The following is a 24997-nucleotide window of genomic DNA, read 5'->3' as shown; positions in this document are numbered from 1 at the left end:
TTTAGTTCCTGTTCGTTTATTTAAGTTCTTCTCAAACCTAATAAACTACATCTGGAACTCTCTTTCAACTATTTTAAAACTTTCAGAATACAATCTAGCTTATATAAAACATCTTGGTCAAATTGATCATCTATTTTAATTTCTCTTCCCAAGTATTTTCCTAAATACACAATAAAATTGTACGCACCAGATTGACTCAGAAAGTGATTAATATTACTAAAGCATAATAAGTAAAGAACTTTTGGTAAATCTTTAATGTTACTAAAAATATCTATAACTTTAACCATTTTTTCATAATTTTTCTTTCTATTTCTGTAGTTTAAATTCGGTTGTTCCCTTTTGTTTAAATGTTTTTTTATATTTCCTTTCATATAAAACTTACGATCACTGTAACCAACATCACTTGCAGCTGAATAAAACTCGTGAGAATTAGTGTTTTTTGATGTGTCTAATACCGCTTTTGTGACTTCTATCATTTTTAATTCATTCTTGTTATAAATAATCATATCTCTTCTAAATATTCCTACTTTGCCATAGTCTTTTAAATAAGCGTACTTAGTTTTAAGGTAATTAGGGCTAATCATTTTTTTTTCTTCAATTATTATATAATTACATTCAGCCAATAATAATTCATTAATTTTTGCTCTTAGAACATTGAATGGTTCGTTGGAAATGAATAGGTTGCCTTCACTTTGAAAACCATCAGTTTTTATTACAACTTCTTTGTTATATTTTTCATAAAAATTTTGGACTTTTGCTATATTTTCTCTAAGTTCTTTGTGTGAAGTTATAATGATAAAGTTAGGGTTATATTCCCGCGTAAATTCGAAAGAACCAAATAATAGTCTTTGCAAGCCTTTACAGAAACTAATACCCCAATCCAAATCCTGGTATTTTGTATTGCAGTCTACAAAATTAAAACCGAAATATGCTTTTATTTCTCCTTGCGAATAGAAATCATCAGAGTATAAATTCGAAAAGTTAATTTGCTGGATTTCATATAGCACAAACTGTTCATTATCCGTTGAGTAATCAACTATAAACCCTTTATTTGCCACTGCTTAAGCCTTATGTAATTAAAAGTAAGTTATATATTATAACATTAATTATAAGTAAAGCTATTTTTACATTAAAATATTTAATTACTTTGCAGCCATGTTTGATGATATTATTTTCATATAATCTAAGCAGGATTATTAATATCTATAAATTTAGTGTCTAAATCAAATTTTTCTTTAAGAAGCTTGGCAATAGCTTTTACCCCTCCTTTTTCAGTTGCATGGTGACCCGCTGCGATATAGTTTATGCCTAGCTCTCTAGCAATATGGGTTGTACGTTCTGAAATTTCACCTGATATAAACGTAGTTGCTCCAGCATTATAAGCATATTCTATGAAATCTTGAGCACCACCAGTACATATGGCTACTTTTTTGTTTTGGTTGTTGGTGTTTATTATAAGAGGGTCTCTTTCTAATGTTTTTGCTATAAGTTTGCCAAAACTAGTTAAATCTAGATTACAATCAGCTATTACTGATATATCAGGCTTTATTCCAGTATCAAAAAAAGAAACGTTTTCCAAATTTAACTTTTTAGCTAATAAGATATTATTACCAATTTCTCTATGACCATCTAAAGGTAAATGGTAAGCAAATAAATGTATGCCATTTTTGATAAGTTTTGCTATTCGTTGATATTTTATTCCGGTAATAGGATAGTCTTCACTTTTCCAAAAGTAACCATGATGCACTATTATAGCATCAGCATTTTCGTCTATAGCCCTGTCAATTAAAGCTTGGCAAGCTGTTACCCCAGTTATAACTTTCTTGATGTCTTTGTTACCCTGTATTTGCAAGCCATTAGGTGCATAGTCTTTGTAGGTATTGATTTCAAAATTGTTATTTAGAAATTTTTCTAGCTCTTTAAAGTGCATAGGTCTGAAAAATAAAGTTTATAGTGATATAATCTTACATTGTATATGTTCTGAAATAGTAATTAAAATGTAAAAGTATAGTTTTTGGATTTTCGTATGTATAAAACAAGTATCGTAAAAATTGGGGATGTTTTAATTGGCGGTAATAATCCTGTAGTAGTTCAGTCAATGACTGATACTTACACTGCTGATGTAGATAAAACAGTAAAACAAATTTTGGCATTATATAAAGCTGGTAGTGAAATTGTAAGGATTACTGTTAATGATGAAGAAGCTGCAAATGCAGTTTCTGTAATTGTAAAAGAGCTCGCAAAACATAATTGTCATGTGCCTTTAGTAGGAGATTTTCACTATAATGGCCATACTCTCTTGAGTAAATATCCAGAATGTGCAAAAGCATTAGCTAAATATAGAATTAATCCTGGTAATGTTGGTTTTGGAAAGAAAAAAGATACGCAATTTGCTGAAATTATAAAAATAGCTATAATGAACGATAAACCTGTACGTATAGGGGTTAATTGGGGAAGTTTAGATCAAAGTTTATTGGCACGCTTAATAGATGAAAACAACTCATCTGATAATCCATTAGATTTAAAAGAAATAATGCATAAAGCTCTTATAACATCAGCTTTGGAAAGTGCTAAATACGCTCAAGACTTAGGTTTAGCAAAAGATAAAATAGTAATCTCATGTAAAGTTAGCGAAGTCCAAGATTTGATTGCTGTTTACCAAAAATTAGCTAAAGAATGCGATTATGCTTTACACCTTGGGCTTACAGAAGCAGGTATGGGCACAAAGGGTATAGTTGCTAGTGCCATTAGTTTAGGTATACTTTTACAACAAGGTATTGGTAATACTATACGAGTATCGTTAACACCAGCACCAAATGCGCCACGTACAGAGGAGGTTAAAGTTTGTCGTGAGATACTGCAAAACCTTGGCTTAAGAACGTTTACTCCAAGTGTTATATCTTGTCCTGGATGTGGTAGAACAACAAGCTCATTTTTTAGGGAGCTAACTAGCCAAGTCAAAGAATACCTTGATGAGAAAATGCACCAATGGAAACAAGAGTATAAAGGTGTTGAAAATATGAAAGTTGCTGTTATGGGCTGTGTGGTAAATGGTCCTGGTGAATCTAAAAATGCTGATATCGGCATTAGCCTACCTGGTAGTGGAGAATCACCAGTAGCACCTGTGTTTATAGATGGTAAAAAAGCTCATACGTTAAGAGGTGATAATATCTCTAACGAATTTATAGAGATAGTCGAGAATTATGTTAGAAATAATTATAAAAAAGTGAGTAAGTAGAAAGATGTCAGTAGTTTTTATTAAAACACCATTTCCAAAACTTAAATTTGGCTATACAAATAATACTCAAGGCTTTAGCAAAGGCAAATTTGCTAAATTTAATCTATCTGATAATGTTGGGGATAATCCTCTAGCAGTTGAAAAAAATCGTAATTTATTTAAATCGTGTGTAAACGCTAATGTTAAGTGGCTTAAACAAAATCACACAACTATTATTAAAAGTTTTGATGAGTATGATGAAGGTTTTTGTGATGCTATCTATACAAATAAACCAAATCAAGTCTGTACAGTATTGACGGCAGATTGCCTTCCTATTTTACTTTTTGATAAAAGAATGACAAAAGTAGCTGCCGTACATGCTGGCTGGAAAGGCTTAGCTCATGGCATATTAGAAGTTAGTTTAAAAGAATTTATAGGTTTTGATCTTGTCGCATGGTTTGGTCCTTGCATAACACAACCGTATTATGAGGTTGGTCAAGATGTGTATGATAGTTTTGTTAATCAAGACGAAATATTTGGCCAAGCTTTTAGATCAAAAGGTGAAAACAAATACTTGTTTGACATTAAGTTTATAGCTAAGCAAATTTTAAATAGTAATCATTGTTTTGATGTAGTTGATTCAGGTTTATGTACATTTAGTAATAAAAGGTTTTATTCATATCGTAAAGAAGGGATTACAGGTAGGCAAGCTAGTTTTATATGGTTTGAATAGAATAAATAAAAAAAGGATATTAGTATGTCACAAAAATTACAAGTTTTAAGAAAGCTAATGAATGAGAAAGGTTATGATTTTTATTTAGTACCTTCAATAGACGATCATAATAATGAATATGTGCCTGAATGTTGGCAGTATCGTGCTTGGATTAGTGATTTTGATGGATCTGCAGGAGATGTTTTAGTAGCTTTGGATTATGCATACTTATCTACAGATGGTAGATATTTTTCTCAAGCGGAGTACCAACTAGAAAAGGGCTTTTTTACTTTATTAAAACAAACAGGTTTAGAGTCTGAAATTGAAAAATGGTTGGTTAAGAATTTTACTGGTAAAACTTTAGCTATAGATCCTAAAAAAATAGGTATAACTAGAGCTTTGGGTTTATTAGAGGTTGCTGCAAAGGCTGGTGGAGAGATAGTTTTTGATAGTGAGAATTTAGTTGCGAAAGCTCAACAGAAATTACACCAAAGTGTATCAGTCCCAGCAAACAAAATATTTGAACAACAGATTCAGTATGCCGGTCAATCTATAGGATCAAAGTTAAACAGTATCCGTAAAGAGTTAAAAGAAAAATCTCAAAACGCTTTAGTAGTATCTAGTTTAGACGAGATTATGTGGACTCTTAATATTCGCGGCAGAGATATTGAACATACTCCAATAGCTATTAGCTATTTAGTAATAACTCTAGTAGAAGTTTACTTTTATATAGATAGCTCTAAATTAGATAATCAAATAAAAGATTATCTATCAAACAATAAAGTTACAGTTAAAGAATATACTCAATTTTTTGATGATCTAACTACTTATGAAGCTAGGTATCTACTAGATGCTACTAGTGCTAGCTTTGCTATAAAACAAGCAATCGAACAAAATGATAAAAGTTCAATATTAGTGGATAGATCACCAATTGTGTTAAGTAAAGCCATAAAAAACTCCGTAGAAATAAATGGTGCTAAAGATGCTCATAGAAAAGATGCAGCGGCATTTATAAGGTGGTGGTATTGGTTAGAGAATAATTATCAAGGTATTAATGAACTACAAGCTGTTGCTAAGTTAGCTGAATATAGAGCTCAGCAGAAGGGTTATGTTGAAGATAGTTTTCCGTATATTGTAGGGCATGGTGCTAACGGTGCCATTATTCATTATAAGCCTAAAAATAATTCTCAGTTGAAAACGCTTGATGACCAAACACCTTTATTATGTGATTCTGGTGGACAATACAAAGAAGGCACTACAGATATAACTAGAGTGCTACATTTTGGTAGACCAACTATAGAGCATAAGAGATATTATACTTTAGTTTTAAAAGGACATTTAGCTTTAGGTAGAGCTATATTTCCTAAGGGCACTACAGGATCTCAATTAGACGTTTTGGCACGTGAGCACTTGTGGCATTTTTGTGCTGATTATAGTCACGGTACAGGCCATGGTGTAGGTAGTTTCTTGGGAGTTCATGAAGGACCTCAACGTATTAACTCAAGTTCTAAGGTAGAGTTAATGCCTGGGATGATATTAAGCAATGAACCAGGAGCATATTTTCCAGGAGAGTTTGGTATTAGAATAGAAAACTTATGCTATGTAAAACAGCGTAACCAGGAGTCTCCTACAGGTCATGGTCCATTCTATTATTTTGAGGATTTGACTTTAATACCTTATGAATATAAGTTAATAGAAACATATATGCTGACATATACAGAGAAGAAAACTATAAATAATTACTATAGCCGGATTAGAAAAGAAGTTTTACCATTGATTGAAGAGGAAGAGGTAAAAGATTTCTTATTATTCAAAACAAGACATATTAAATAAAAAATATGAATAAAAAGCATATTAAAATATTCATCTATCTTGGGATTACTATAATTGCAGGGTTTTCAGGAGCTTATTTTGATAAGTATAATCTTAAAGAGAAACTTATAAACTTTAGACATGCTATCTATGATTATTTTACTAGAGAACCAATCAAGAACTATACTCTTAAAGATAATAAGAATATTGTAGCAAGGTTTTTTTCTGAAAGTGAGGAAGCAAAAAAGCAACAGGCAAACCAGTTTAACAATTTGAAACAATATCCTCCACAGAGCACTTTACCAGCTGTTACTGATTATTGTCATGGTTTTCTGGAGTTTGGTAATCCTAGCTTTGATGTTACTAATGGATTAGGGAAGGCTAACTTATATCTATGTAGAGATGGCTACGTAGTTGGCTATAATTATCAAACTAAACAAGCTAGTTGGGTTGCCTTTAAACTAACTAAAGCGAAAATCGCTAATAAACATAAGCGAGATGATGCTTTTCGTGAAGATACAGATATCCCTTTTGTTTATAGAGCTCAGTTAAGTGATTATAAAAACTCTGGCTATGATAGGGGACACCTTGCTTCATACGCTTCTATGGACTTTAGTGAAAAATCAGCGGAACAATCGTTTTTACTTTCTAATATCTCTCCACAAAAAGCTGGTCTAAATAGACAAGGTTGGGAAGCTTTAGAAACAGATGAGCGTATTTGGGCAAATATGTATGATAGTATTTATGTTTATATAGGACCAATATATAAAAAACAAAAAATTCATAAAACGATAGGTGACAATAAAATAGCAGTACCTGATTATTTCTTTAAGATAATTTATGTACCATCTAAAAATAAAACCATAGCTTTTGTAATGCCAAATTCTCGAGTTGAAAAGAAAAAAGTTGCTAATTATAGAACTTCTATACAAGATATTGAGAATCGTACGGGCTTACATTTTTTAATTAATATCTCAGAAAGAGATACTATTATAGACAAAGTTTCTACGATGTGGTTAACAGCTTATTTCTAAAGAATTGGCTTATATAGTTAAGTATACTAAACAAGTAGTACGTATTCTGTTAGCCTTGACCAGGCAATCTACTAAAATACCTTGTATTTAAGCTATTTTAGTTAGTACTACTTTTATACCTAGTAAGATACACCTTATTTGTTCGTAGCGTTATATGGTGTCCAAATAAAATTACTACCTGTTTTTTCATTCATTTCTATAAGTTTAGAATGTAATTTAGAACTTGAAGAAGATTTATTATGATATTTATTCCATAATTTTTTATCATATGAGTGTGGTGGTGTACAACTTGTTAAAAATATAAACACAATTATTATAAAATTATTTTTAATAAAAATTATCATTTCTTTAGCTGTTCAATATACCATTTATCAAGAGAAATAATACAATTTCCATATTTGATAGCTTCGTAGCTACTATCTTTGTAGGTGGAGCTTATATTTGAGCAAATTTTATGGCGGTATTTTTTAAATTCTTGAATGCTATGATTTTTTATTTTATCTAGCTTTTCATCAAGGTTTTGCATTTTTTGTTTTAAACATTGGTTTATTTCATACGTATTACCATCACAGTTGGTTTCTGAAAATACCATCATGGGTAAGTTTACTATACTAGCAATAATTAAAGTTTTTATGCAGTTCAAGAGTTAACTCCTATGTTTCCACTAACTATGCTAATTAAAATCCTAATTTATATAGTAAAAATCTATCATAGTTAATGACATAAATTTTTTGTATAAATTGTTTAGGTTAACTATATCTACATTTTCAAAAAACATCTATAACTAAGTCGCTATATAAAGTAAAATATTTAACAATAAATATAAAATTGTAAATATTCTTTTATGCAAAATGAAAAACCTAATTTTGAAGACGTAAATGGAGCTTTGAAAGTTATGCAAGCTTTGACAACCGCTCCTGAAGCTCATGGATTGCTATGTGCTTTATTTAGCTTTGGTGCAGAAGTCAAGTTTACAGCTTGGTCAGACTCTTTGATGACTAAATCACTTGAAGAGGGCGATGTGGTGGCAGCTTCTGCATTAAAAACTATGAAAAAATTATATGACTTTACAAAAGCTCAGTTTGACGAGAAAAGCTTAAGTTTTGATCTATTTATCCCTGGAGATGAAGAACCTCTTAGCTACCGTGCTAAAGCTCTTAGTCATTGGATTAAAGGGTTCTTGTCAGGTGTGGGATTATTTGGTTTAGACTATGAGAATGCTGAAAGTAAAGAAGTAAAAGAGGCTATTCATGATCTTATGCAAATATCATATATGGACTATAATAGTTTAGAGGATAATGATGCTTCTGAAATTGATTTTTTTGAACTGCTAGAATACACTCGTGTAGCTGTGCTTCTAATAGATAGTGAAAAAGTTTAGGAATTTATGACTAGTAAATATGACATAGCAATAGTAGGAGGAGGTGTTGTTGGTTTACTAACATCTCTAGCTTTAGCTAAAGCAAAGCTTAATATCATCCATATTGAAAAAGATGAACTTGAAGTAAAAAATGATAATAGAAGCTTAGCTCTCTCGTATTCATCAATAGCATTTTTAAATACCTTAGAAATATGGGATAAAATTACAAGTAGTACACAGCCTATTCAAAAAGTACACATTTCAGATAAAGGTAAATATGGTAGAGCAGAAATATTTGCAAAAGATGAGAATTTACCATTTTTAGGTACTATTGCTCCAATGCAAGAATTACTTAGAGTAGCTTTAGAAGCCGTTGCTAATAATCCTAATATTACAAAATCTTTTGCCACGAATGTTGAGGGTTTAGAAAAACAAGATCAAAACTATTCTTTAGCGGTTAAACATAAAAACGGTTCTCACCATGAGGAGGTAATACAGGCTAAACTTATAATTGCTTGTGATGGTGCAAATTCAAGTATACGTAAGATGTTAGATGTTGCAACTAAAACTACCGATTATAATCAAGATGCAGTAGTTTTTGATATTCAAACAGAACTTGAGCATAAAAATACAGCTTTTGAAAGATTTATGAGTGATGGAGTATTAGCTATTTTGCCAAAAACTAATAACACCATGGGCTGTGTTTGGACTGTAGGTAGAGATAAATCAAAGTCAAAATTAGATTTGGATAATAAAGAATTTGAAAATTTTATTCAAGAAAGGTTTGGCTATAGATTAGGACAACTAAAACTGATTTCTAAACCTGCTATCTTTCCATTATATCTTATACAATCTGAAGAAGTGTATAAACAAAACATTTTGTTTTTTGGAAATGCTTTACATTTTTTACATCCAGTATCTGGTCAAGGTCTAAATTTGAGTATTCGTGACATTGGGTATCTATACGATTTGTTTAGTAATGATTTTTCAGTACAAACTTTAAGTCAAAAATTAGCAGAATTTACTAAAGTGAGAAAGCCTGATCATGATAGAACTATCTATATAACTCATGGATTTATTCGTTGGTTTGTGTCAAATGATCCAAAATTAGCTGTAAGTAGAAATATTGGATTACATTTATTACAACGTAGCAAATTAGCCAAAAAAGCTCTATCTCGTGTAATGATGGGTAAATTAAGTAATGGTTCAACTCTTATGAGAAAGGTTATTGAGTGATGATATTACAAAAGGATGTTGTGATTGTAGGTGCTGGTATGGTCGGATTAAGTTTAGCCTTAGCTTTACATAAAAAAGGTTTGCAAGTAGCGGTAGTAGAAGCTAAAAGCACCGGCAGTAAAGCACTAGACCAAGATAGAATAGAAACTAGAGTTAGTGCCATAAACCATACTTCAAAGAGATTTTTAAAAGAACTAGATGTGTGGGATGTTATTAGATCTTATAGGGTTTCACTATATTACAAAATGCAAGTATGGGATGATGATCTTGATGAGAAAATTTCTATTACAGCAGAGGAAATATCAGAACATAGTTTAGGGTGTGTAGTAGAGAATGATGCTATAACAACAGCTTTATTGGAAAAAATTAGCCAAACTGGTATTGAAATATTTGATAACCAAAAAATCAGAGAAATTCAAAGATATCAAAATATAGCTAAAGTTATTTTAGAAGATAAAGCCATAAAAACAAATCTAGTGGTTGGAGCTGATGGAGCTAACTCGTTTATTCGTGATTATTTTAATTTTGAAACAAAAGTTAAACCATATGGCCACACATCTATAGTAGCTACCTTAGAGTTTGAAAAGGAACATAATCAAACAGCATATCAAAGATTTTATGATAAAGGTGTTTTGGCTTTTCTACCTTTGGAGGATAGGCATAAAGTTTCAATTGTTTGGTCGGTTAAAACAGATTACGCTAATTATCTAATAAGCTTAAAAGAGCAAGACTTTGAAAAGGCTTTAGTTTTAGCTAGCGGTAATATATTGGGTAATACTAAATTGTTATCAAAAAGATTTAGCTTTGAATTGCTGCAACGACATGCTAAGAGTTATATCCAAGACAAAGTTGTATTAGTTGGGGATGCCGCTCACAGTATTCATCCACTAGCAGGACAAGGTGTAAATATTGGCTTTAAAGATGTTATTTCTTTGACTAATGTTTTAGGTGAGACTTTTGCAAAAGGTAGATTACTTGGTGCTGAATCAACTTTAGACAAATATCAACGTGATAGAAAACTTGATAATACTAAGATGATTGCTTTAATGAAAACTTTTAAAGAGGTATTTGGTAGTGATAATGAGTACCTTAAAAAAATACGTAGACTTGGATTAAAGTTTGTTGATGAAAATAGTTTTATAAAAAGAATTATTGTAAAACAGGCTTTGTAAGCGTTTAGAAAGGTCTAATTCTCCTCTTGAGAGGAGTACCTTGCAGAGCAAGGGGAGGTGTGGTTGATAAAATGAAAAGTAACAGTCAAGGTATACTTTTAAAAAACACACCCCGCCAATAAATCTGCACCCCCTCTCAAGAGGGGGATTTTACAAATATAAGTTTTATAAAAGAGATAAAAAATGAAAACTGATGATTTTGATTATAAATTACCAGAAGAGTTGATTGCTAGTTATCCATTAGGTAAGCGTGATGAAAGTAGACTTTTAAAGCTAAGCAAAGCTACTGGCAATATTGAAGATTATAAATTTAAAAATTTTATTGATTTTATAAGTTCAAAAGATTTACTAGTTTTTAATAATAGTAAAGTAATGTTAGCTCGTTTATATGGCGAGAAAATTACAGGTGCAAAGCTTGAGTTTTTGATAGAGAAAATAAGGTCTCCAAAACTTTTTCTGACTCATATCAAAGCAAATCGTTCACCAGTTATAGGTAGTGAAATTTATATCCAAGATACATTAGCTAAAGTTTTAGATAAAGATAGTGGTATATACCTTCTTGAGTTGCAAGGTCAAAGAAATATTTACCAGTTAATGGAAAAGTTTGGTCATATTCCATTACCTCCATATATGAAACGTGAAGATGAAGAATTTGACGCAGAGCGTTACCAGACAGTGTATGCAAAAGATTTAGGGTCAGTGGCAGCACCAACAGCAGGCCTACATTTTTCAGAAGAATTAATGCAAAAAATTAAAGATAAAGGAGTTAATGCAGCATACATAACTCTTCATGTTGGTTCTGGTACTTTTAAACCTGTACAAGTTGATGATATAGAGAGTCACAAAATGCATTCAGAGGTTATATCTGTACCAGAAGACGTTTGTCAAAAGATTCGTCAAACAAAAGCAAATGGTGGTAGGGTGATAGCTATAGGAACTACTTCTGTCCGTTCATTAGAAACAGCAGGACAAAGTGGGCAAATACAAGCTTACCAAGGTGAGACCGATATATTTTTATATCCTGGCAAAAAATTTAATGTAGTTGATGCAATGATTACTAATTTTCATTTACCAAAATCGACCTTGATAATGTTAGTAAGTGCATTTGCAGGAAAAGAAAATGTAATAAAAGCATATAATCATGCTATAGATAAAAAATATCGTTTTTATAGTTATGGCGATGCAATGTTTATTGTATAGAAAAACCCTATTAAATCATTAAATAACAATTTCATTCCAGTATTTTTTTATTACTTATTTAATATATATTTAATTTATTTATTTTATTAAATAATAAAAAAACATATACATTTTAAAAAAATATAATATAATATAAAAAATTATTTTATTTTAATTATATTATGGAATTGGAAAAACTTAAAAAAATTTGTAATATAGCATATATAACCTACATACAATTTTTTAGAAAGCTAGATTGTTGCCTTGAAGCCTTAATAGTAACAATATACAAATTCAAAAGGTTTCTTAATGCTTAATAGTGATGAGTTATTAGCCATTGGTGCGGCTTTAGTTCAGACTGTTCGTACGATAATTAGATATTCTGATAATATGGATGAATCGGGCCAATTATTTGATGGACTTAAACAATCCCATGTTTACGAAGAGTTAACATCAAAGTATCCTATTTGGAGAAGCAACCCTTACACTCCAGATGGAGTAGGGAAAAAATCATTAGAGTTAGGAGCAGGCTTTTGTGATAGTTTATCGTTAGCTTGTTTATATATAGCGAAGGGGTTAGAAGAAATAAGAATAGGTACTTTTTACTTATCTATTATGTCAACCCCTACACACGTATTTGTATTAGCGCATACGAGTTTAGATTTGTTTAAATCCAGCTCAGGAAGCTCCAAAATGTGGAGATATTATAAGAAAGATTTTGAAGCCCTGTCAAACAGTGTAGGTTTCGAAAATGCTGTTATTATTGATCCTTGGATATATAAAGCTACTAAACTAGAAAATTATCTTGAACACCTTGAGCATGCACGCTTATATCAAGTACAAGATTTTTATGATAGTGATATACGTTATTTAGATTCAGTTGTACATTTAAAAATATCTCCTACTACTACTGTTTCCCAAATACATAAGAAATATATAGATATATTTACAGAAAGTTATAAATCACAAAAACAAAAATTAGATAATAAACGTGATACTTTTGCTAGAGGTCGTAGGTTTAGTAGTGTTAGAGAGAGTTTAGTACGTAATATTGAAAGAGGGATACAACAAGCACAAATAACTAGTCTAAGAGACTTTTTTATAAGGTTAGCTAACCAATCATCTAGTTGGTATAGTGGTTATAAACATAGTGATAGGAAGGGGAAGTGTATAAGATCTGTAATTACTTATTTAGATACACTTATAAATGATATTAATTACCCTGGGGATGCTAAACTAATAGAAATATTTCAAAGAGTATTGACAATATTACCTATTGTAAGAAAATCAAATAATATTCCTAATAACCTATCACTAGAAAATATAGCTATGACAAAAACAGCTAAAGGGTTATTTGATTCAGTTGTTACACCAGATAGGCCATTAGCGTTTGAAGCAATTGATAGCTTAAATTTGGATTGGATAAGACGCGCTCATAGAGGTTCAGATAGAGTTAAATATAAAGTGCTCTTTAGAGAAATAATTAAATGGAATGCATCGAAAAATGTTGATGCTTTATTTCTACAAAAGTTTTATACAAACAAGGATGGGTATTACGAATTAGTAAACTTAGCGATTCAAGGGTAAATAAGGTTACAACTTATAATTAGTTGGTTACACTGGAGTGACGAGAGGTAGAGTGGGACCTTATATTTTTGATTTAGTATTTAAAATAAAAATTAATTCCAATATACTACTCTACTAAGCATAGTAATTAAGTTGAAAAATGAAAAAAGCGTTCTTTTTTGATATTGATGGTACATTGGTCTATGAAAATAAAGGTCAACTTTTTGTTTCTGATAAAAATATTCAAGCTATTAAAAAGCTTAGAGAGCAGGGTTTTAAAACTTTTATAGCTACAGGAAGAACACCAAACTTTATTCCGCCTAGAGTTTATGATTTGCCTATGGATGGCTTTATTACAGCAAATGGTTCTGTAGTACAAGTTGGTGATAAATTAGTTTACGAAAAGCTTTTTCCGCAAGAAGCTATAACTTCAGTGCTTAAATTTTGTGAAAAACATAATCATAATTGGATGTTTGAAGGCGATCTTGCTTATGTAGATGATTTAGAGTCGGAAGACTTGAAGTATTTTTATAATAAGGTAATTGTTAATAAAGATAAGATTGTAAGGGTACATAATTTACAAAATGTAACGATTTACAATGCCTTAGTACTCGGTAAAAATGTTGATGTTATAGCATTACAACATACTTTAGGTGATGGATACGTTACAGCTCCACATATTGAGCATGGTTATGTAGATTGTTATTTGTCAGGGCATACTAAAGCTGATGGTATAGATAAAGTAGTTGAGTACCTAAGTTTACAAGGTTATGAGACCTATGCTTTTGGTGATGGTAATAATGATCTAGAAATGTTTGATAGGGTTGATGTTGCTATAGCAATGGAAAATGCCTCTAAGCAGTTAAAAGAAAAGGCAACTTTAATAACAAAAGCAAATTATAATGACGGTGTCTATCATGGTTTAGTTAGTTTAGGCTTTGTTTAACTTTTATTAATACTTGATTATTAACTATAAATCTTACTTCTATGTTTCAGTAGTTAGCTGATTGAAGCTCTCTTTCGACTAATTCCAAACTTTCAGACTACAATCTAGCTTTTAAAATATTAAGATATTTGCTATTTAATCCATGCTTATAGCTTATTGTGAGTTTTATGTTAACAATTAATTTATAAATAAGTTTATATTTTTTTATTAACTCACCTTACGCAAAAGATTGTAAATTTTAAAAAGATATTTAGAATACTGGACATAGGAAAAAATTCTGTTTTTTAAGAAATGGACAAGGATTTACTAGATATATACACAGATTATCTTATAAGCCAAACTAAGTATGCTACGGCTACAAAATTATCAGATATATTAGATCAAGAAGTATCACATGACAAAATAACAAGGTTTTTAAGTAAGTCAGATTTAACAAGCTTAGAATTTTGGAAATATATAAAGCCTTTGGTTAGAAAACATAACAGCGAATACGATGTTCTTTGTTTGGATGATACAATTAGTGAAAAGCCAAGTACAGATGAAAATGATATAGTCTGTTGGCATCACTCTCATGCTAAAGGTTTCATGTAAAGGGTATTAATATAGTCTCATGTATGCTTAGTACATCAAACTTATCTATTCCTATAGACTATGAGATAGTGAAAAAGGATGAGCGATATTATGATGAAAAAGATAAACGCTATAAAAGAAGATCTAAAGTTACTAAAAACCAAATGTTTCAAAACATGATAAATCGAGCAGTTATTAATCATGTTAAGTTTAAATATATTTTGGCAGATAGCTGGTTTTGCTCTAAAGATAATATGAATTTTATACATCACACATTATCGAAGAAATTCATACTTGGTATGAAGTCAAATAGAGTTGTTGCCTTGAGTGATTATGCTAGAAAGAGTAAGGATTTTATTAAACTCTCTGAACTTGATATTGCTGATGGAGAATCTTTAAAGATATGGCTTAAAGATATGAATTTCCCTGTTTATCATAAATCAATTAAGCAAAATACTTCTTTATCAGCCTCACCAACTAAAGTTGAGAAAACTCAAAGAAATCATATTTTTTGCTCATTAGTAGCTTTTTGTAAACTAGAAATGCTCAAGATAAAAACTTCACTAAACCACTTCGCTCTGAAATATAAGCTCTTGGTTAGATCTAATGCTATTGCTCTTAAGCAACTATATGAAATTAGAAATTCATAACTAAAATGCGTAAGGTGAGTTATTAAAATAAATTAAAGTTGTTTATTTATTAACTAAATTTAGTTATAATTTACTTTTTTAAAAGTATGTAGGATTTATGTATAAGTGCGGTAATTGTGGCAAAATATTATCACAAGGTTATTCTTACTGTAGTAATTGTTATTTATGGACACACGTTGAAGAGATTGGTTTAACACGGTATGAACCAAGCTGTAAAAAAAAATTAGCAAAAACATCCTTGTACCAATCTCAACATTTTAGGCAAGAAACATCATATAAAATTCTAGCAGCTAAGGCTAATTATACAACTGATCAAAAAAAGTTTTTCGAAAGCTATAGTAAATACGAATTTTCCTTATTTTTATTTGATTTAAACCGCTTTGTTAATAAAAAAAATGTTGAATTAGCCATAAAAAGAGAAGACCCTTTTGAGAGAGATGATTATTGGATTAATGGACAAAAAAAATTTGAATATCTATTTTCAGCAGAATTTGACCACTTAAGTAAACTTAGTACAAAATACTTGTTTACTATCTATAATAGAGATCCCAGTTTTCCTTATAGCCACGCATATGTTAGGAAAAAAGAAAAAAAAAGAGCGTATAGATTTGAAGTTCAAGTACGTTTGCCATATAACAAATCCTTTTTACTATCTTCTAAAAATAGTTGCTATTGGAATGAATTTAAATGTGGTGAAAAAAAAATGGTTTATAATAAATGTATAACGTCTATTACAGCTAAAATAGACAACCCAAAACAAATTTTTGATAGCCTGTTCGAGCGGTATGAGAATATAAATGAGAGAATAAGAAAAATTAATTCAGACGATACATTCAACAAGAAAATTCTGTATATTATTAATATTGTAGAATTATTATGTACTATTGATAGACTACATCTTTTACCGAATGGAAACATTAGAACTTGTGTTTTTTTGATGAATAAAGAATTAATTAGGTTTGGCATGTTACCTTCTATTTTAATAAACCCAAATATTTTTGATTATGAGTTTATCTCAGTTATTGTTTACGAAATAATAAGAGGGATGGATTTAACATCGCAATTTTATTCGCAAGATAAAGTAATTAACCATCATTTAAGAACAATAGATAAAAAAACAATAATTGACAACATATCTTATATAGCTTCAGAATTATTTCTAGATGGTAATTATCAATATGCAAAAACACAAAAAGTAAATAATAGTATTAACATAAAGAGTATCAATTGTATTAATAGCTATATAAGGTTTTACAGATTTAACTATTTTGAAAATTCTCACTTTAGTAGCAATAATATTAAAGTTGAAGAAAATGCGAGTAAATTATATTTTTTGCTTTGTAATAGTAATAAGTTTGCTTATGCAAATGTTAATATAAAAGAATCTTTTTATAATGGTTTGTTTTTACATAATTTTTTAAGTTATGGAGCTGATAAAGCTATAACTAAATATTTTAAGTTATTAAAAAGAGATTTAATAGTTGAGTTTACGCCAAGACATAAATTGCAAGAGTTATTAGCTGCTGAAATTAATGAAGGCATACCTGGATTGTTTGTAGCTTTATGTGGGAGCTACTTTGAAGCCGTAAGATCTTATATTGAAGCGATAAAAACTATCCCTGGAATAAATAAACAAGAGCTCCTAGCGGCTAAAATAGATGATGGGACTCCTGGGTTGTATATGGCTTTGCAAAATGGTCATTTTGAAGTTGTAAGATTTTATATTGAAGCTATAGAAACTATCCCTGGAATAAATAAACAAGAGCTCTTAGCAGCTAAAATAGGTAATGGGACTTCTGGGTTATTTATGGCGTTACAAAATAATCAACAAGAAACAGTGGCTGTTTATTTACAGATTGAAGATAATGATAGCAGCTACGCAAACCATATAATGTTAGGCTTTGAAAGCCAACGAAAAAGACTAAAAAATAAAATACTAGAATGGGCGATAAATTATAAACCTGGTGAAATAAAAATAAAAAAAGATTATAGTTTGCTTATTAGTCTTCTTTCTTTTAATAGAAAAGTGATAAGAAAGAATATCACAAAGTCAATGCAACTTCTTAACGGTATAAATCATTGGCAATAAAAACATTTTTTACTATCACAGTAAAGATAAGTATACCTGTAAAATTATTTATGTGATCTAATCAAAAGGCCTTTTATAATTTTTGATACTATTACTAACATTAAACTAATACTGATAACTAAAAATATCAAAGACATGCCAATTTTTAACCAAATTGTTTCAAAATCATTAAGGTAAATTTGTGATTCTAAAGTGGCTTGAGTATCTTTAGGAAGATCTTTAACGATAACACCACGAGGATCAATGATGGCGGTTATACCATTACTAGTAGTAGCTAATACATATTTGGATGTTTCTATTGCTCTGACTTGAGATATTTGTAGTTGTTGATCTCTGGCTATAGAATCACCAAACCACGAGTCATCACTTATTACAGATATTAATTTAGCACCTTGTAATTGATCACGAACTTGCTCAGGGTAGCCAATTTCATAGCAGATAAAGTTAGCCAAAGGGTAGTCAAAAGCTTGCATTATAGGCTGAATCTTTGTCCCAGCATTAAAATTGCTTAGGCCAACACTATCTATGTAGCCAAAAAACTTAATCGGAAAATATTCTCCAAATGGTACTAAGTGGTGTTTATTATATGTGCCTTTACCTTTACCTATGATTGTAGAGCTATTATAGATTTTTGAGTTTTCAATACTTAGTGAGCCTACTAATATAGCATTGTTATTCTGGTTCGCTATTTCAGTTAATTCTTCAAAGTAGGAATGTTGATATTGACGATAATCAGGTAAAGCATTTTCTGATAAGATTATCAGAGAATCTTTATACTTAGTTGCAATATTTTTATAGTAAGCTTGCATTTTAATAAAGTTATCTTGGTTCCACTTAAAATCTTGAATAAAGTCACCTTGGACTAAAGCTATTTTTTGAGCTTTATTCGTTTGAGTACTAGGTTGTCTTTTAGAAATAATGTAACCACCGATGTATATTAAGGTTATTACAATAAGAATAAGACAGGTTTTTCTTATATCTTTAGCTTTGTTAAATAGGTATAAAACTATAAGTGACGAAATTAAAGTAATAATATATGTAACAAAATATACTCCACCGACATTGGCATACCATATTAAGGGTGACTCTGTCTGTGAGTACCCTAGAGATACCCAAGGAAACCCTCCCCATAGTAAGTTAGCTTTTACTATTTCAAATAATGTCCATAAAGCAGGGTATATTAGAAGTTTTATAAAATTATTAGATTTTTTTGTTAAAAGATAACTACATACTCCAAATGGAATAGTATGTAAAAAGCTTAATAAAATAACCAAAGCTATAGCTGCAACTATACCAGCTGCTACAGAGTCGGTAAATAAATGTATACTTATATAAACCCAAGAAATGCTTGTTCCAAAAAAACCAATACCAAAGAAAGCTGATATCAAAAAGCTACTTGTGACTTTAGAACATTTATTCAATAGGTAGAAAAAAATACATAAAGATATTATTGTAATGCTATCTATGCGAAAAGGAGCAAATGCAAGAGTAAGTAGGCTACCACTTAGGGTAGCTAATATTAGGTTAAGGGTAGTCTTTTTCATTATTTTTTGAATTTTTCTACTAAGATTTTTATTATCTTACGGTTATCAGCATCTTGGATAGTAAATTTGAAACCCTCAACAACTATACTTTCACCTTTTTTTGGCAGATACTCTAGGGTTTGGATAATCATTCCAGCAACCGTATCAAAATCATTCTCATCATCTATAGATGTATTAAAATACTCATTAAAATCTTCAATCGCAGTAGTTGCATCAACTAAATATGAGTTGTCTGCTATTTTAGTTATGTTTTCATTGATGGTATCAAATTCATCTTCAATATCACCAACTATTTCTTCTAAAATATCTTCTATAGTTATTAATCCTGAAATTGCACCATACTCATCAACAACTATAGCTATATGATTCTGACTATTTTTAAAATCTTTTAGCATAGAGTTAAGTTTTTTGGTTTCAGGTATGAAGATAGCTGGGCGAAGTATATTTTTTATATCCTCAGATTCAAGATGTGTTTTTGTATATCCTTGTATCTCAACATCAAAAATTAGTTTTAATAAGTCTTTAGCATGTAATACACCTAATATCTCTGTTTTGTTTTCGCAATAAACAGGCAAACGTGTATGACTTGAGAGGATAGTCTTCTCTAAAATCTCATTTATACTCATGGACATGTCTACAGCTACTATTTTAGTATGAGATATCATTATATCTCCAACATCAAGAGATGATATTTTTATAGCACCTAGCAGCATATTTTGTGAGGTTTTATCTATAACCTCATTATTCGCTGCTTTAGTAATAGCATTAATTAGATCTTCTTCATCTCTGACATTAAAAATGCTTGAAGTAAGCTTCTTGATGAAAGGACTTTTATCTTTTTTAAATTGATCGTGATTACTGTTATCACTCATATTTACTCTCTTATAAGATATGGGTTGGGTATATTTAGTTTATCTAGTAACTCAATTTCCAGGCTTTCCATTACATAGGCATCAGTATCGTTTTGGTGATCGTACTTTAGTAGGTGTAATAAACCATGAATAAAAATGTGACACCAATGGTCTTTTAAATTTTTATTCTGCTCTTTAGCTTCTTTTTCTAATACGTTTGGAGCTATAACCATATCTCCTAGAAAATTTTCTATAACGCCATCTGGTAGCCCCAGAGGCTTTTCAAATTCAAATGATATAATATTTGTTGGTTTGTCTTTATTACGAAATTGCTTATTTATACTTTTTATTTCATCATCTGAGACAATATTTACGTTAACGCTAGCATCTTTGATGTTATGCTGTTGCATGACAAGCTCAAAGCAGTTTAATAAGACTTGATATTCTAGTATGGGGTGTTCTTCATCATTGATTATATTTAGATTTAAACTATCCATTATTTATACTCTCTTCGTGCTTCTCATAGGCATTGACAATTTTTTGTACTATTTGATGTCTAACTATATCAACAGATTTCAAGTAGCTAATAGCTACACCTTCTATATCTGTAAGGATTGACAGAGCATGTTTTAAACCTGAAGTAACACTCTTGGGTAAATCTATTTGTGTAATATCGCCTGTAATTACAGCAGTAGTATTAAAGCCTATCCTAGTTAAAAACATCTTCATTTGTTCTTTTGTAGTGTTTTGGCTTTCATCTAATACGATAAAAGAGTCATTAATAGTTCGTCCACGCATATAAGCTAAAGGAGCTATTTCAATAGCTTGTTTTTCGATAAGTTTAGTGACTTTCTCAACTCCCATGAAGTCAAATAGAGCATCATACATAGGGCGTAGATAAGGATCTATTTTTTGAGCTAAATCACCAGGAAGAAACCCAAGCTTTTCACCAGCCTCAACAGCAGGGCGGACTAATACTATCCTTCGTACTTCACCACGCTCATAAGCAGCAACAGCAGCTGCTATAGCTAGATAAGTTTTTCCTGTACCAGCAGGACCTACTCCAAATGTTACAAAGTTAGTTTTAATATTATCTAGATATATAGCTTGGTTAGAAGTTCTAGCTTTTAGCTTTTTACTTCTAAGCTGTATTTCAGATTCTTCAGAAACCCTTCTTGGATTTGCTTGAGGGAGTTTTTCTTTAGCTGTAGCATTTAAAATAGTAGTTATCTGTTTTAAGTCTAATTCTGTGTTACCAGCTAATATTTCTGCGTAGCATGATCTGATAAACCTTTTAGCTTGAGTATTATTCGCACTAGATTCGCTTGAGATTTCAAATTCATCAGCTCTGTGCTTAATTTCAACGTGAAAATAGTTTTCAATAGCTCTGATATTCTCATCAAGATTGCCACAAAGTAGCATCATCGAATCATAATTGTATGGTTCTAAAACAAACTGAGTTTTATTCATATGTTAGATAAGTTCTCCTCTAAGAGAATGTGGTAGACTTTCTGTTATTTTAACTTCGGTAAACTGACCAATCAAAGACTTATCTCCTTTAAAATTAACAATTCTGTTATTTTCTGTTCTACCTGCTAGTATGTTATCATCTTTCTTGGATGTTCCTTCTACTAGTATACGCTGCTTAGTTCCTACCATTTGTCTAGAGATGATCTGGGCATTACTATCTAGTAGATCTTGTAACTTTTTAAGTCTATCTTTTTTGACTTCTACAGGAGTGTCATCTGGTAAATCAGCAGCAGGCGTACCAGGGCGTTTGCTATATATAAAGCTAAATGACTGGTCAAAGTGAACGTCTTTAACAAGATTTAATAGCTTTTGAAAATCTTCCTCTGTTTCACCAGGAAAACCGACTATAAAGTCAGATGATATTGTAATATCTGGACGTATAGCACGTAGCTTTCTAATTTTCTGTTTAAACTCTAATATAGTATGGTTTCTTTTCATATTTATAAGAATTCTATCAGAACCGTGTTGTACTGGTAGATGTAAGTGATTTGCTAACTTTGGTACAGTTGCGTAGGCATCTATTAAGTTTTGAGAAAATTCAACTGGGTGAGATGTTGTAAATCGGATCCTTTCAATACCATCAATTTCAGCTATAAAATGTATAAGTAAAGCAAGATCTGCTACTTGTCCATTTTCCATTGGACCTAAGTAGTGGTTAACATTTTGTCCAAGTAGGGTAATTTCTTTAACTCCTTGTTCAGCCAAAATAGCACATTCAGCTAATACATCTTCGAATGGTCTATTTACTTCAGGACCACGTGTATATGGTACTACACAATAAGAGCAATATTTATCACAACCTTCCATGATAGAGACAAAAGCTTTAGCTCCTTCGGCTTTAGGTTCAGGTAAGTAGTCAAACTTTTCAATTTCTGGGAAAGATATATCAACTTGTGGTTGCTGAGTTTGTTGCTTTTGTTTGATCATCTCAGGTAACCTATGGATAGTTTGAGGACCAAATACTAAATCTACAAATGGAGCCCTTTTAATAATATTTTCACCCTCTTGAGATGCAACACAACCTCCGACACCTATCACTAGGTCTTCTTTTGTTTTTTTAAGGTTTTTCCATCTACCAAGTTCATGGAAAACTTTTTCTTGAGCCTTTTCTCTAATAGAGCAAGTGTTGATTAATATAATATCAGCATCTTTATAGTCTTCTGTTTTGACTGTATTAAAATGCTCATTTAAAACTTCATGCATCCTAGAAGAGTCATACTCATTCATTTGGCAGCCTAAAGTTTTAATAAAAACTTTTTTTACTTCTTTCATTTAGTAAAACCTTTAAATGTTATTTTATTTTTATAGTTTGAAATTCTGGATCTAGTTTGGAATTATACAATAACTACCATTTAGAACTTGATTCAGAAACTTATCAATTTATTAACAACTCAACAAGCTTATCGAGAGTTTTTTATAATAAAATTCATCGAAATTCTAACATAAAAAATACTCAAAAGCACTTTCATTATCTAAATTGGTAATGCAAAATACTAAGAGTTTTAGTTAGATCCTTTTAAATGTCAATGAAACAAAACCAGTTCACAGAAGATAGTATTTGGCAGTATTGCATTGAGCATACTAGTAATTTATCTGATAACTTAAAGCAGCTTGTATCCTCTACCAAAGGAAATGTCCATGGTGCTCAGATGCTATCTGAAAAAATTGTTACAAAGCTTTTACAGTTTTTTGTATTTAGTACCCAAGCTAAAGTATGTGTTGATGTTGGAACATTTACAGGGATGTCAGCAGTAGCAATGGCTGAAATGTCTCCAGATTTAAAAGTTTATACTATTGATAAACCAAACCAGGCTGGTGAGAAAGTGGCTAAAGAATTTATCGCTAAATATCCAAATATTGAATACTTAGAAGGAGATGCTAGTGAAATATTGCCAAGCATGCCAAATGGTATTGATATCGTATTTATAGATGCAGATAAGAAGCAAACCCAAAAATATTTTGATATTCTAGTAGATAAACTTTCTGATAAGGGAATCATAATAGTAGATGATATTTTATGGCGAGGAGAAGTCTTAGGCCCCCAAGAAAAAAGGGCAAAAGCTTTAGATGATTTTAATAAGTATGTGAATCAACGAAAAGATATTGAGACATTAATTTTGCCTATTCGTCATGGAATTAATATAATAAGAAAGATTTAGAACATAGGAGAAAAAATGAAACTTAAAAAAATAATTTTAGTGGTAGTAATTGCTACTAGCGTATCAGGTTTGGCTTTTGCTGTTGGTTGTAATCCAAATGTAGATGGAGTTAAATGGTACCATGACTCGTCTGAAAAAAAAGCTTTGTATTATCAAACTTATGATGTGGCTGCCAAAAAAATAAAGCATGCAGTAAAAAAACAGGAACTAGAAAAAGGTAGCTGGGGTGTTATATTGGATATAGATGAGACGGCTTTAGATAACTCTTGGGCAGAATATAATGATTATAAAAACTATCAGTTTAGTGAAGACTTGCTAAAAACTAATAAAGCTATAGCAACACCAGGAGCTGTAGAATTTACACATATGATACATGATTTGGGCGGTTATGTTAGTTTTGTTACAAATAGAAATGGCAGTGATAAAGAAGAGTTTAAAGCTACAGTAAAAAATCTTAAAAAAGAAAATATTTATTTTGATCAAGTTCTTTTTTCTAATCAAAACGATAAAGATAAATATAATAAAAACCAAAGATTTAAAGCGGTTGAGTCTGGTAAATACGCAGAAAATATAATAAAAACCAAAGCTTTACCAGCGCACAAAGTTATAGCTTATTTTGGAGATAATATACAGGATTTCCCTACTCTGGCTCAAAAAAGTATGCAAGAAGCTAGCCAAGAAGCATATGAAAACTTTGGCTCAAAATATTTTATAATGCCTAATCCTATGTATGGTAGTTGGCAGTAGGAAAAGCTACTATGGCAAAGTTATATTTTAGATACTCATCTATGGATGCTGGTAAAACACTGGACTTACTTAAAGTTGCTTATAATTATGAAGATAAAGGCAAGCATCCTCTTATCTTAACATCTGCAATAGATAAAAGAGCAGGTCTTAATAAAGTTAAATCCCGCATGGGTATAGATCAAGATGCTTATTCTTTGACAGATAATGATAACATTTATGATTTTGTAGAAGAATATCATCACAAAAAAACTGTAGACTGCATACTGATAGATGAAATTCATTTTTTTACAGTTAAACAGGTGTGGCAGTTATCTAATATTGTAGATGATTTAGATATCCCTGTAATTTGTTATGGTTTACGTACTAATTATTTAGGACAGCCTTTTGAAACAGCAGCCTTACTTTTGTCTATAGCTGATACATTAGAGGAGGTTAAAACAATTTGTCATTGTGGTAAAAAAGCAAGTTTTAATATGATAGTTCAAGATGGAAAAGCCCTAAAATATGGTAACCCTATAGTTATTGATGATGATTCTTTAAAAAAGATTAATACGAGATATTTTTCTGTATGTAGGAAGCATTGGAAAGAAGGCGTTTATGGGTAGAAGAGATATTGAATAAGC

At 30.7% G+C, this 24997-nt stretch carries 22 protein-coding genes and 1 pseudogene; 15 read left to right on the top strand and 8 right to left on the bottom strand.

What is annotated here, in order from left to right:
• Nucleotides 1-68 precede the first annotated feature (68 nt).
• Both SD28_RS05695 and SD28_RS05690 read right to left on the bottom strand, forming a co-directional pair.
• Nucleotides 69-1058 (bottom strand): hypothetical protein, encoded by a 990-nt coding sequence (locus SD28_RS05695; protein ID WP_039124961.1) that lies wholly within the window; start codon nt 1056-1058, stop codon nt 69-71.
• 125 nt (nt 1059-1183) lie between these two features.
• A complete protein-coding gene (locus tag SD28_RS05690) occupies nt 1184-1930 on the bottom strand; it encodes a Nif3-like dinuclear metal center hexameric protein (RefSeq protein WP_039124960.1) in 747 nt (248 codons plus the stop codon).
• A gap of 96 nt (nt 1931-2026) precedes the next feature.
• On the opposite strand from SD28_RS05690, the gene ispG reads away from it, so the two are divergent.
• The 4 genes from ispG to SD28_RS05670 are packed head-to-tail and all read left to right on the top strand — an operon-like array spanning nt 2027 to nt 6775.
• Nucleotides 2027-3238 (top strand): flavodoxin-dependent (E)-4-hydroxy-3-methylbut-2-enyl-diphosphate synthase, encoded by a 1212-nt coding sequence (ispG, locus tag SD28_RS05685; protein WP_039124959.1) that lies wholly within the window; start codon nt 2027-2029, stop codon nt 3236-3238.
• 4 nt (nt 3239-3242) lie between these two features.
• A complete protein-coding gene (gene pgeF / locus SD28_RS05680) occupies nt 3243-3950 on the top strand; it encodes a peptidoglycan editing factor PgeF (RefSeq protein WP_039124958.1) in 708 nt (235 codons plus the stop codon).
• 24 nt (nt 3951-3974) lie between these two features.
• Nucleotides 3975-5762, top strand: coding sequence for an aminopeptidase P family protein (locus tag SD28_RS05675; RefSeq protein WP_039124957.1), 1788 nt, complete (start codon nt 3975-3977; stop codon nt 5760-5762).
• Nucleotides 5763-5767: 5 nt separating this feature from the next.
• A complete protein-coding gene (locus tag SD28_RS05670; RefSeq protein ID WP_052251881.1) occupies nt 5768-6775 on the top strand; it encodes a DNA/RNA non-specific endonuclease in 1008 nt (335 codons plus the stop codon).
• Nucleotides 6776-7115: 340 nt separating this feature from the next.
• Here the strand turns inward: SD28_RS05670 and SD28_RS05660 are convergent, their stop codons facing one another.
• Nucleotides 7116-7409 carry a lysozyme inhibitor LprI family protein gene (locus SD28_RS05660; RefSeq protein ID WP_039125825.1) on the bottom strand — a complete coding sequence of 98 codons (294 nt, stop codon included), beginning with the start codon at nt 7407-7409 and terminating at the stop codon, nt 7116-7118.
• 210 nt (nt 7410-7619) lie between these two features.
• On the opposite strand from SD28_RS05660, the gene SD28_RS05655 reads away from it, so the two are divergent.
• The 8 genes and pseudogenes from SD28_RS05655 to SD28_RS05620 all read left to right on the top strand — a co-directional run bounded on the left by SD28_RS05655 (nt 7620) and on the right by SD28_RS05620 (nt 17543).
• The gene (locus tag SD28_RS05655; protein ID WP_039124955.1) at nt 7620-8156 is read left to right on the top strand and encodes a UPF0149 family protein; all 537 of its coding nucleotides are present in this window, start codon (nt 7620-7622) and stop codon (nt 8154-8156) included.
• 6 nt (nt 8157-8162) lie between these two features.
• Nucleotides 8163-9371, top strand: a complete 1209-nt coding sequence (locus SD28_RS05650) for an FAD-dependent monooxygenase (protein WP_039124954.1) — start codon at nt 8163-8165, stop codon at nt 9369-9371.
• Nucleotides 9371-10543 (top strand): UbiH/UbiF/VisC/COQ6 family ubiquinone biosynthesis hydroxylase, encoded by a 1173-nt coding sequence (locus tag SD28_RS05645; protein WP_039124953.1) that lies wholly within the window; start codon nt 9371-9373, stop codon nt 10541-10543. The genes SD28_RS05650 and SD28_RS05645 overlap by 1 nt, the downstream gene beginning before the upstream one ends.
• Before the next feature lie 183 nt (nt 10544-10726).
• Entirely contained in the window at nt 10727-11743 is a 1017-nt protein-coding gene (gene queA / locus SD28_RS05640; protein ID WP_039124952.1) for a tRNA preQ1(34) S-adenosylmethionine ribosyltransferase-isomerase QueA, read from the top strand.
• Nucleotides 11744-12031: 288 nt separating this feature from the next.
• Nucleotides 12032-13309, top strand: a complete 1278-nt coding sequence (locus tag SD28_RS05635) for a hypothetical protein (protein WP_039124951.1) — start codon at nt 12032-12034, stop codon at nt 13307-13309.
• Nucleotides 13310-13448: 139 nt separating this feature from the next.
• Nucleotides 13449-14234, top strand: coding sequence for a Cof-type HAD-IIB family hydrolase (locus SD28_RS05630; RefSeq protein ID WP_039124950.1), 786 nt, complete (start codon nt 13449-13451; stop codon nt 14232-14234).
• Nucleotides 14235-14525: 291 nt separating this feature from the next.
• A pseudogene (locus tag SD28_RS07880) lies at nt 14526-15454 on the top strand (transposase).
• Between the two features lie 97 nt (nt 15455-15551).
• Complete coding sequence (locus SD28_RS05620; RefSeq protein WP_039124949.1) at nt 15552-17543, top strand: hypothetical protein; 1992 nt, start codon at nt 15552-15554, stop codon at nt 17541-17543.
• Between the two features lie 44 nt (nt 17544-17587).
• Here SD28_RS05620 and lnt read toward each other — a convergent pair whose 3' ends face one another.
• Genes lnt through miaB form a run of 5 tightly spaced genes read right to left on the bottom strand, consistent with a single transcriptional unit; the run spans nt 17588 to nt 22740 of the window.
• Nucleotides 17588-19087 carry an apolipoprotein N-acyltransferase gene (lnt, locus tag SD28_RS05615; protein WP_039124948.1) on the bottom strand — a complete coding sequence of 500 codons (1500 nt, stop codon included), beginning with the start codon at nt 19085-19087 and terminating at the stop codon, nt 17588-17590.
• Nucleotides 19087-19959, bottom strand: a complete 873-nt coding sequence (locus SD28_RS05610; protein WP_052251879.1) for an HlyC/CorC family transporter — start codon at nt 19957-19959, stop codon at nt 19087-19089. The genes lnt and SD28_RS05610 overlap by 1 nt, the downstream gene beginning before the upstream one ends.
• A gap of 2 nt (nt 19960-19961) precedes the next feature.
• Entirely contained in the window at nt 19962-20435 is a 474-nt protein-coding gene (gene ybeY, locus SD28_RS05605) for an rRNA maturation RNase YbeY (protein ID WP_039124946.1), read from the bottom strand.
• The gene (locus SD28_RS05600) at nt 20428-21408 is read right to left on the bottom strand and encodes a PhoH family protein (RefSeq protein ID WP_039124944.1); all 981 of its coding nucleotides are present in this window, start codon (nt 21406-21408) and stop codon (nt 20428-20430) included. The genes ybeY and SD28_RS05600 overlap by 8 nt, the downstream gene beginning before the upstream one ends.
• A gap of 3 nt (nt 21409-21411) precedes the next feature.
• On the bottom strand, nt 21412-22740 hold the full coding sequence (miaB, locus tag SD28_RS05595) for a tRNA (N6-isopentenyl adenosine(37)-C2)-methylthiotransferase MiaB (RefSeq protein WP_039124942.1): 1329 nt from the start codon (nt 22738-22740) through the stop codon (nt 21412-21414).
• A gap of 254 nt (nt 22741-22994) precedes the next feature.
• Here miaB and SD28_RS05590 point away from each other — a divergent pair, with 254 nt between their 5' ends.
• From SD28_RS05590 to SD28_RS05580, 3 genes are read left to right on the top strand one after another with little or no spacing between them, the layout of a single operon-like run.
• Nucleotides 22995-23627, top strand: coding sequence for an O-methyltransferase (locus SD28_RS05590; protein ID WP_039124940.1), 633 nt, complete (start codon nt 22995-22997; stop codon nt 23625-23627).
• 15 nt (nt 23628-23642) lie between these two features.
• Nucleotides 23643-24374, top strand: coding sequence for an HAD family acid phosphatase (locus SD28_RS05585; RefSeq protein WP_039124939.1), 732 nt, complete (start codon nt 23643-23645; stop codon nt 24372-24374).
• Between the two features lie 11 nt (nt 24375-24385).
• Nucleotides 24386-24979, top strand: a complete 594-nt coding sequence (locus SD28_RS05580) for a thymidine kinase (protein ID WP_039124937.1) — start codon at nt 24386-24388, stop codon at nt 24977-24979.
• The last annotated feature ends 18 nt before the right edge of the window (nt 24980-24997 follow it).

Source organism: Allofrancisella guangzhouensis (genome assembly GCF_000815225.1).
In the GTDB taxonomy this organism is placed as follows: domain Bacteria; phylum Pseudomonadota; class Gammaproteobacteria; order Francisellales; family Francisellaceae; genus Francisella; species Francisella guangzhouensis.
Note: the sequence above shows the minus strand (reverse complement) of the source record. Positions and strands in the feature narration are given on the sequence as shown.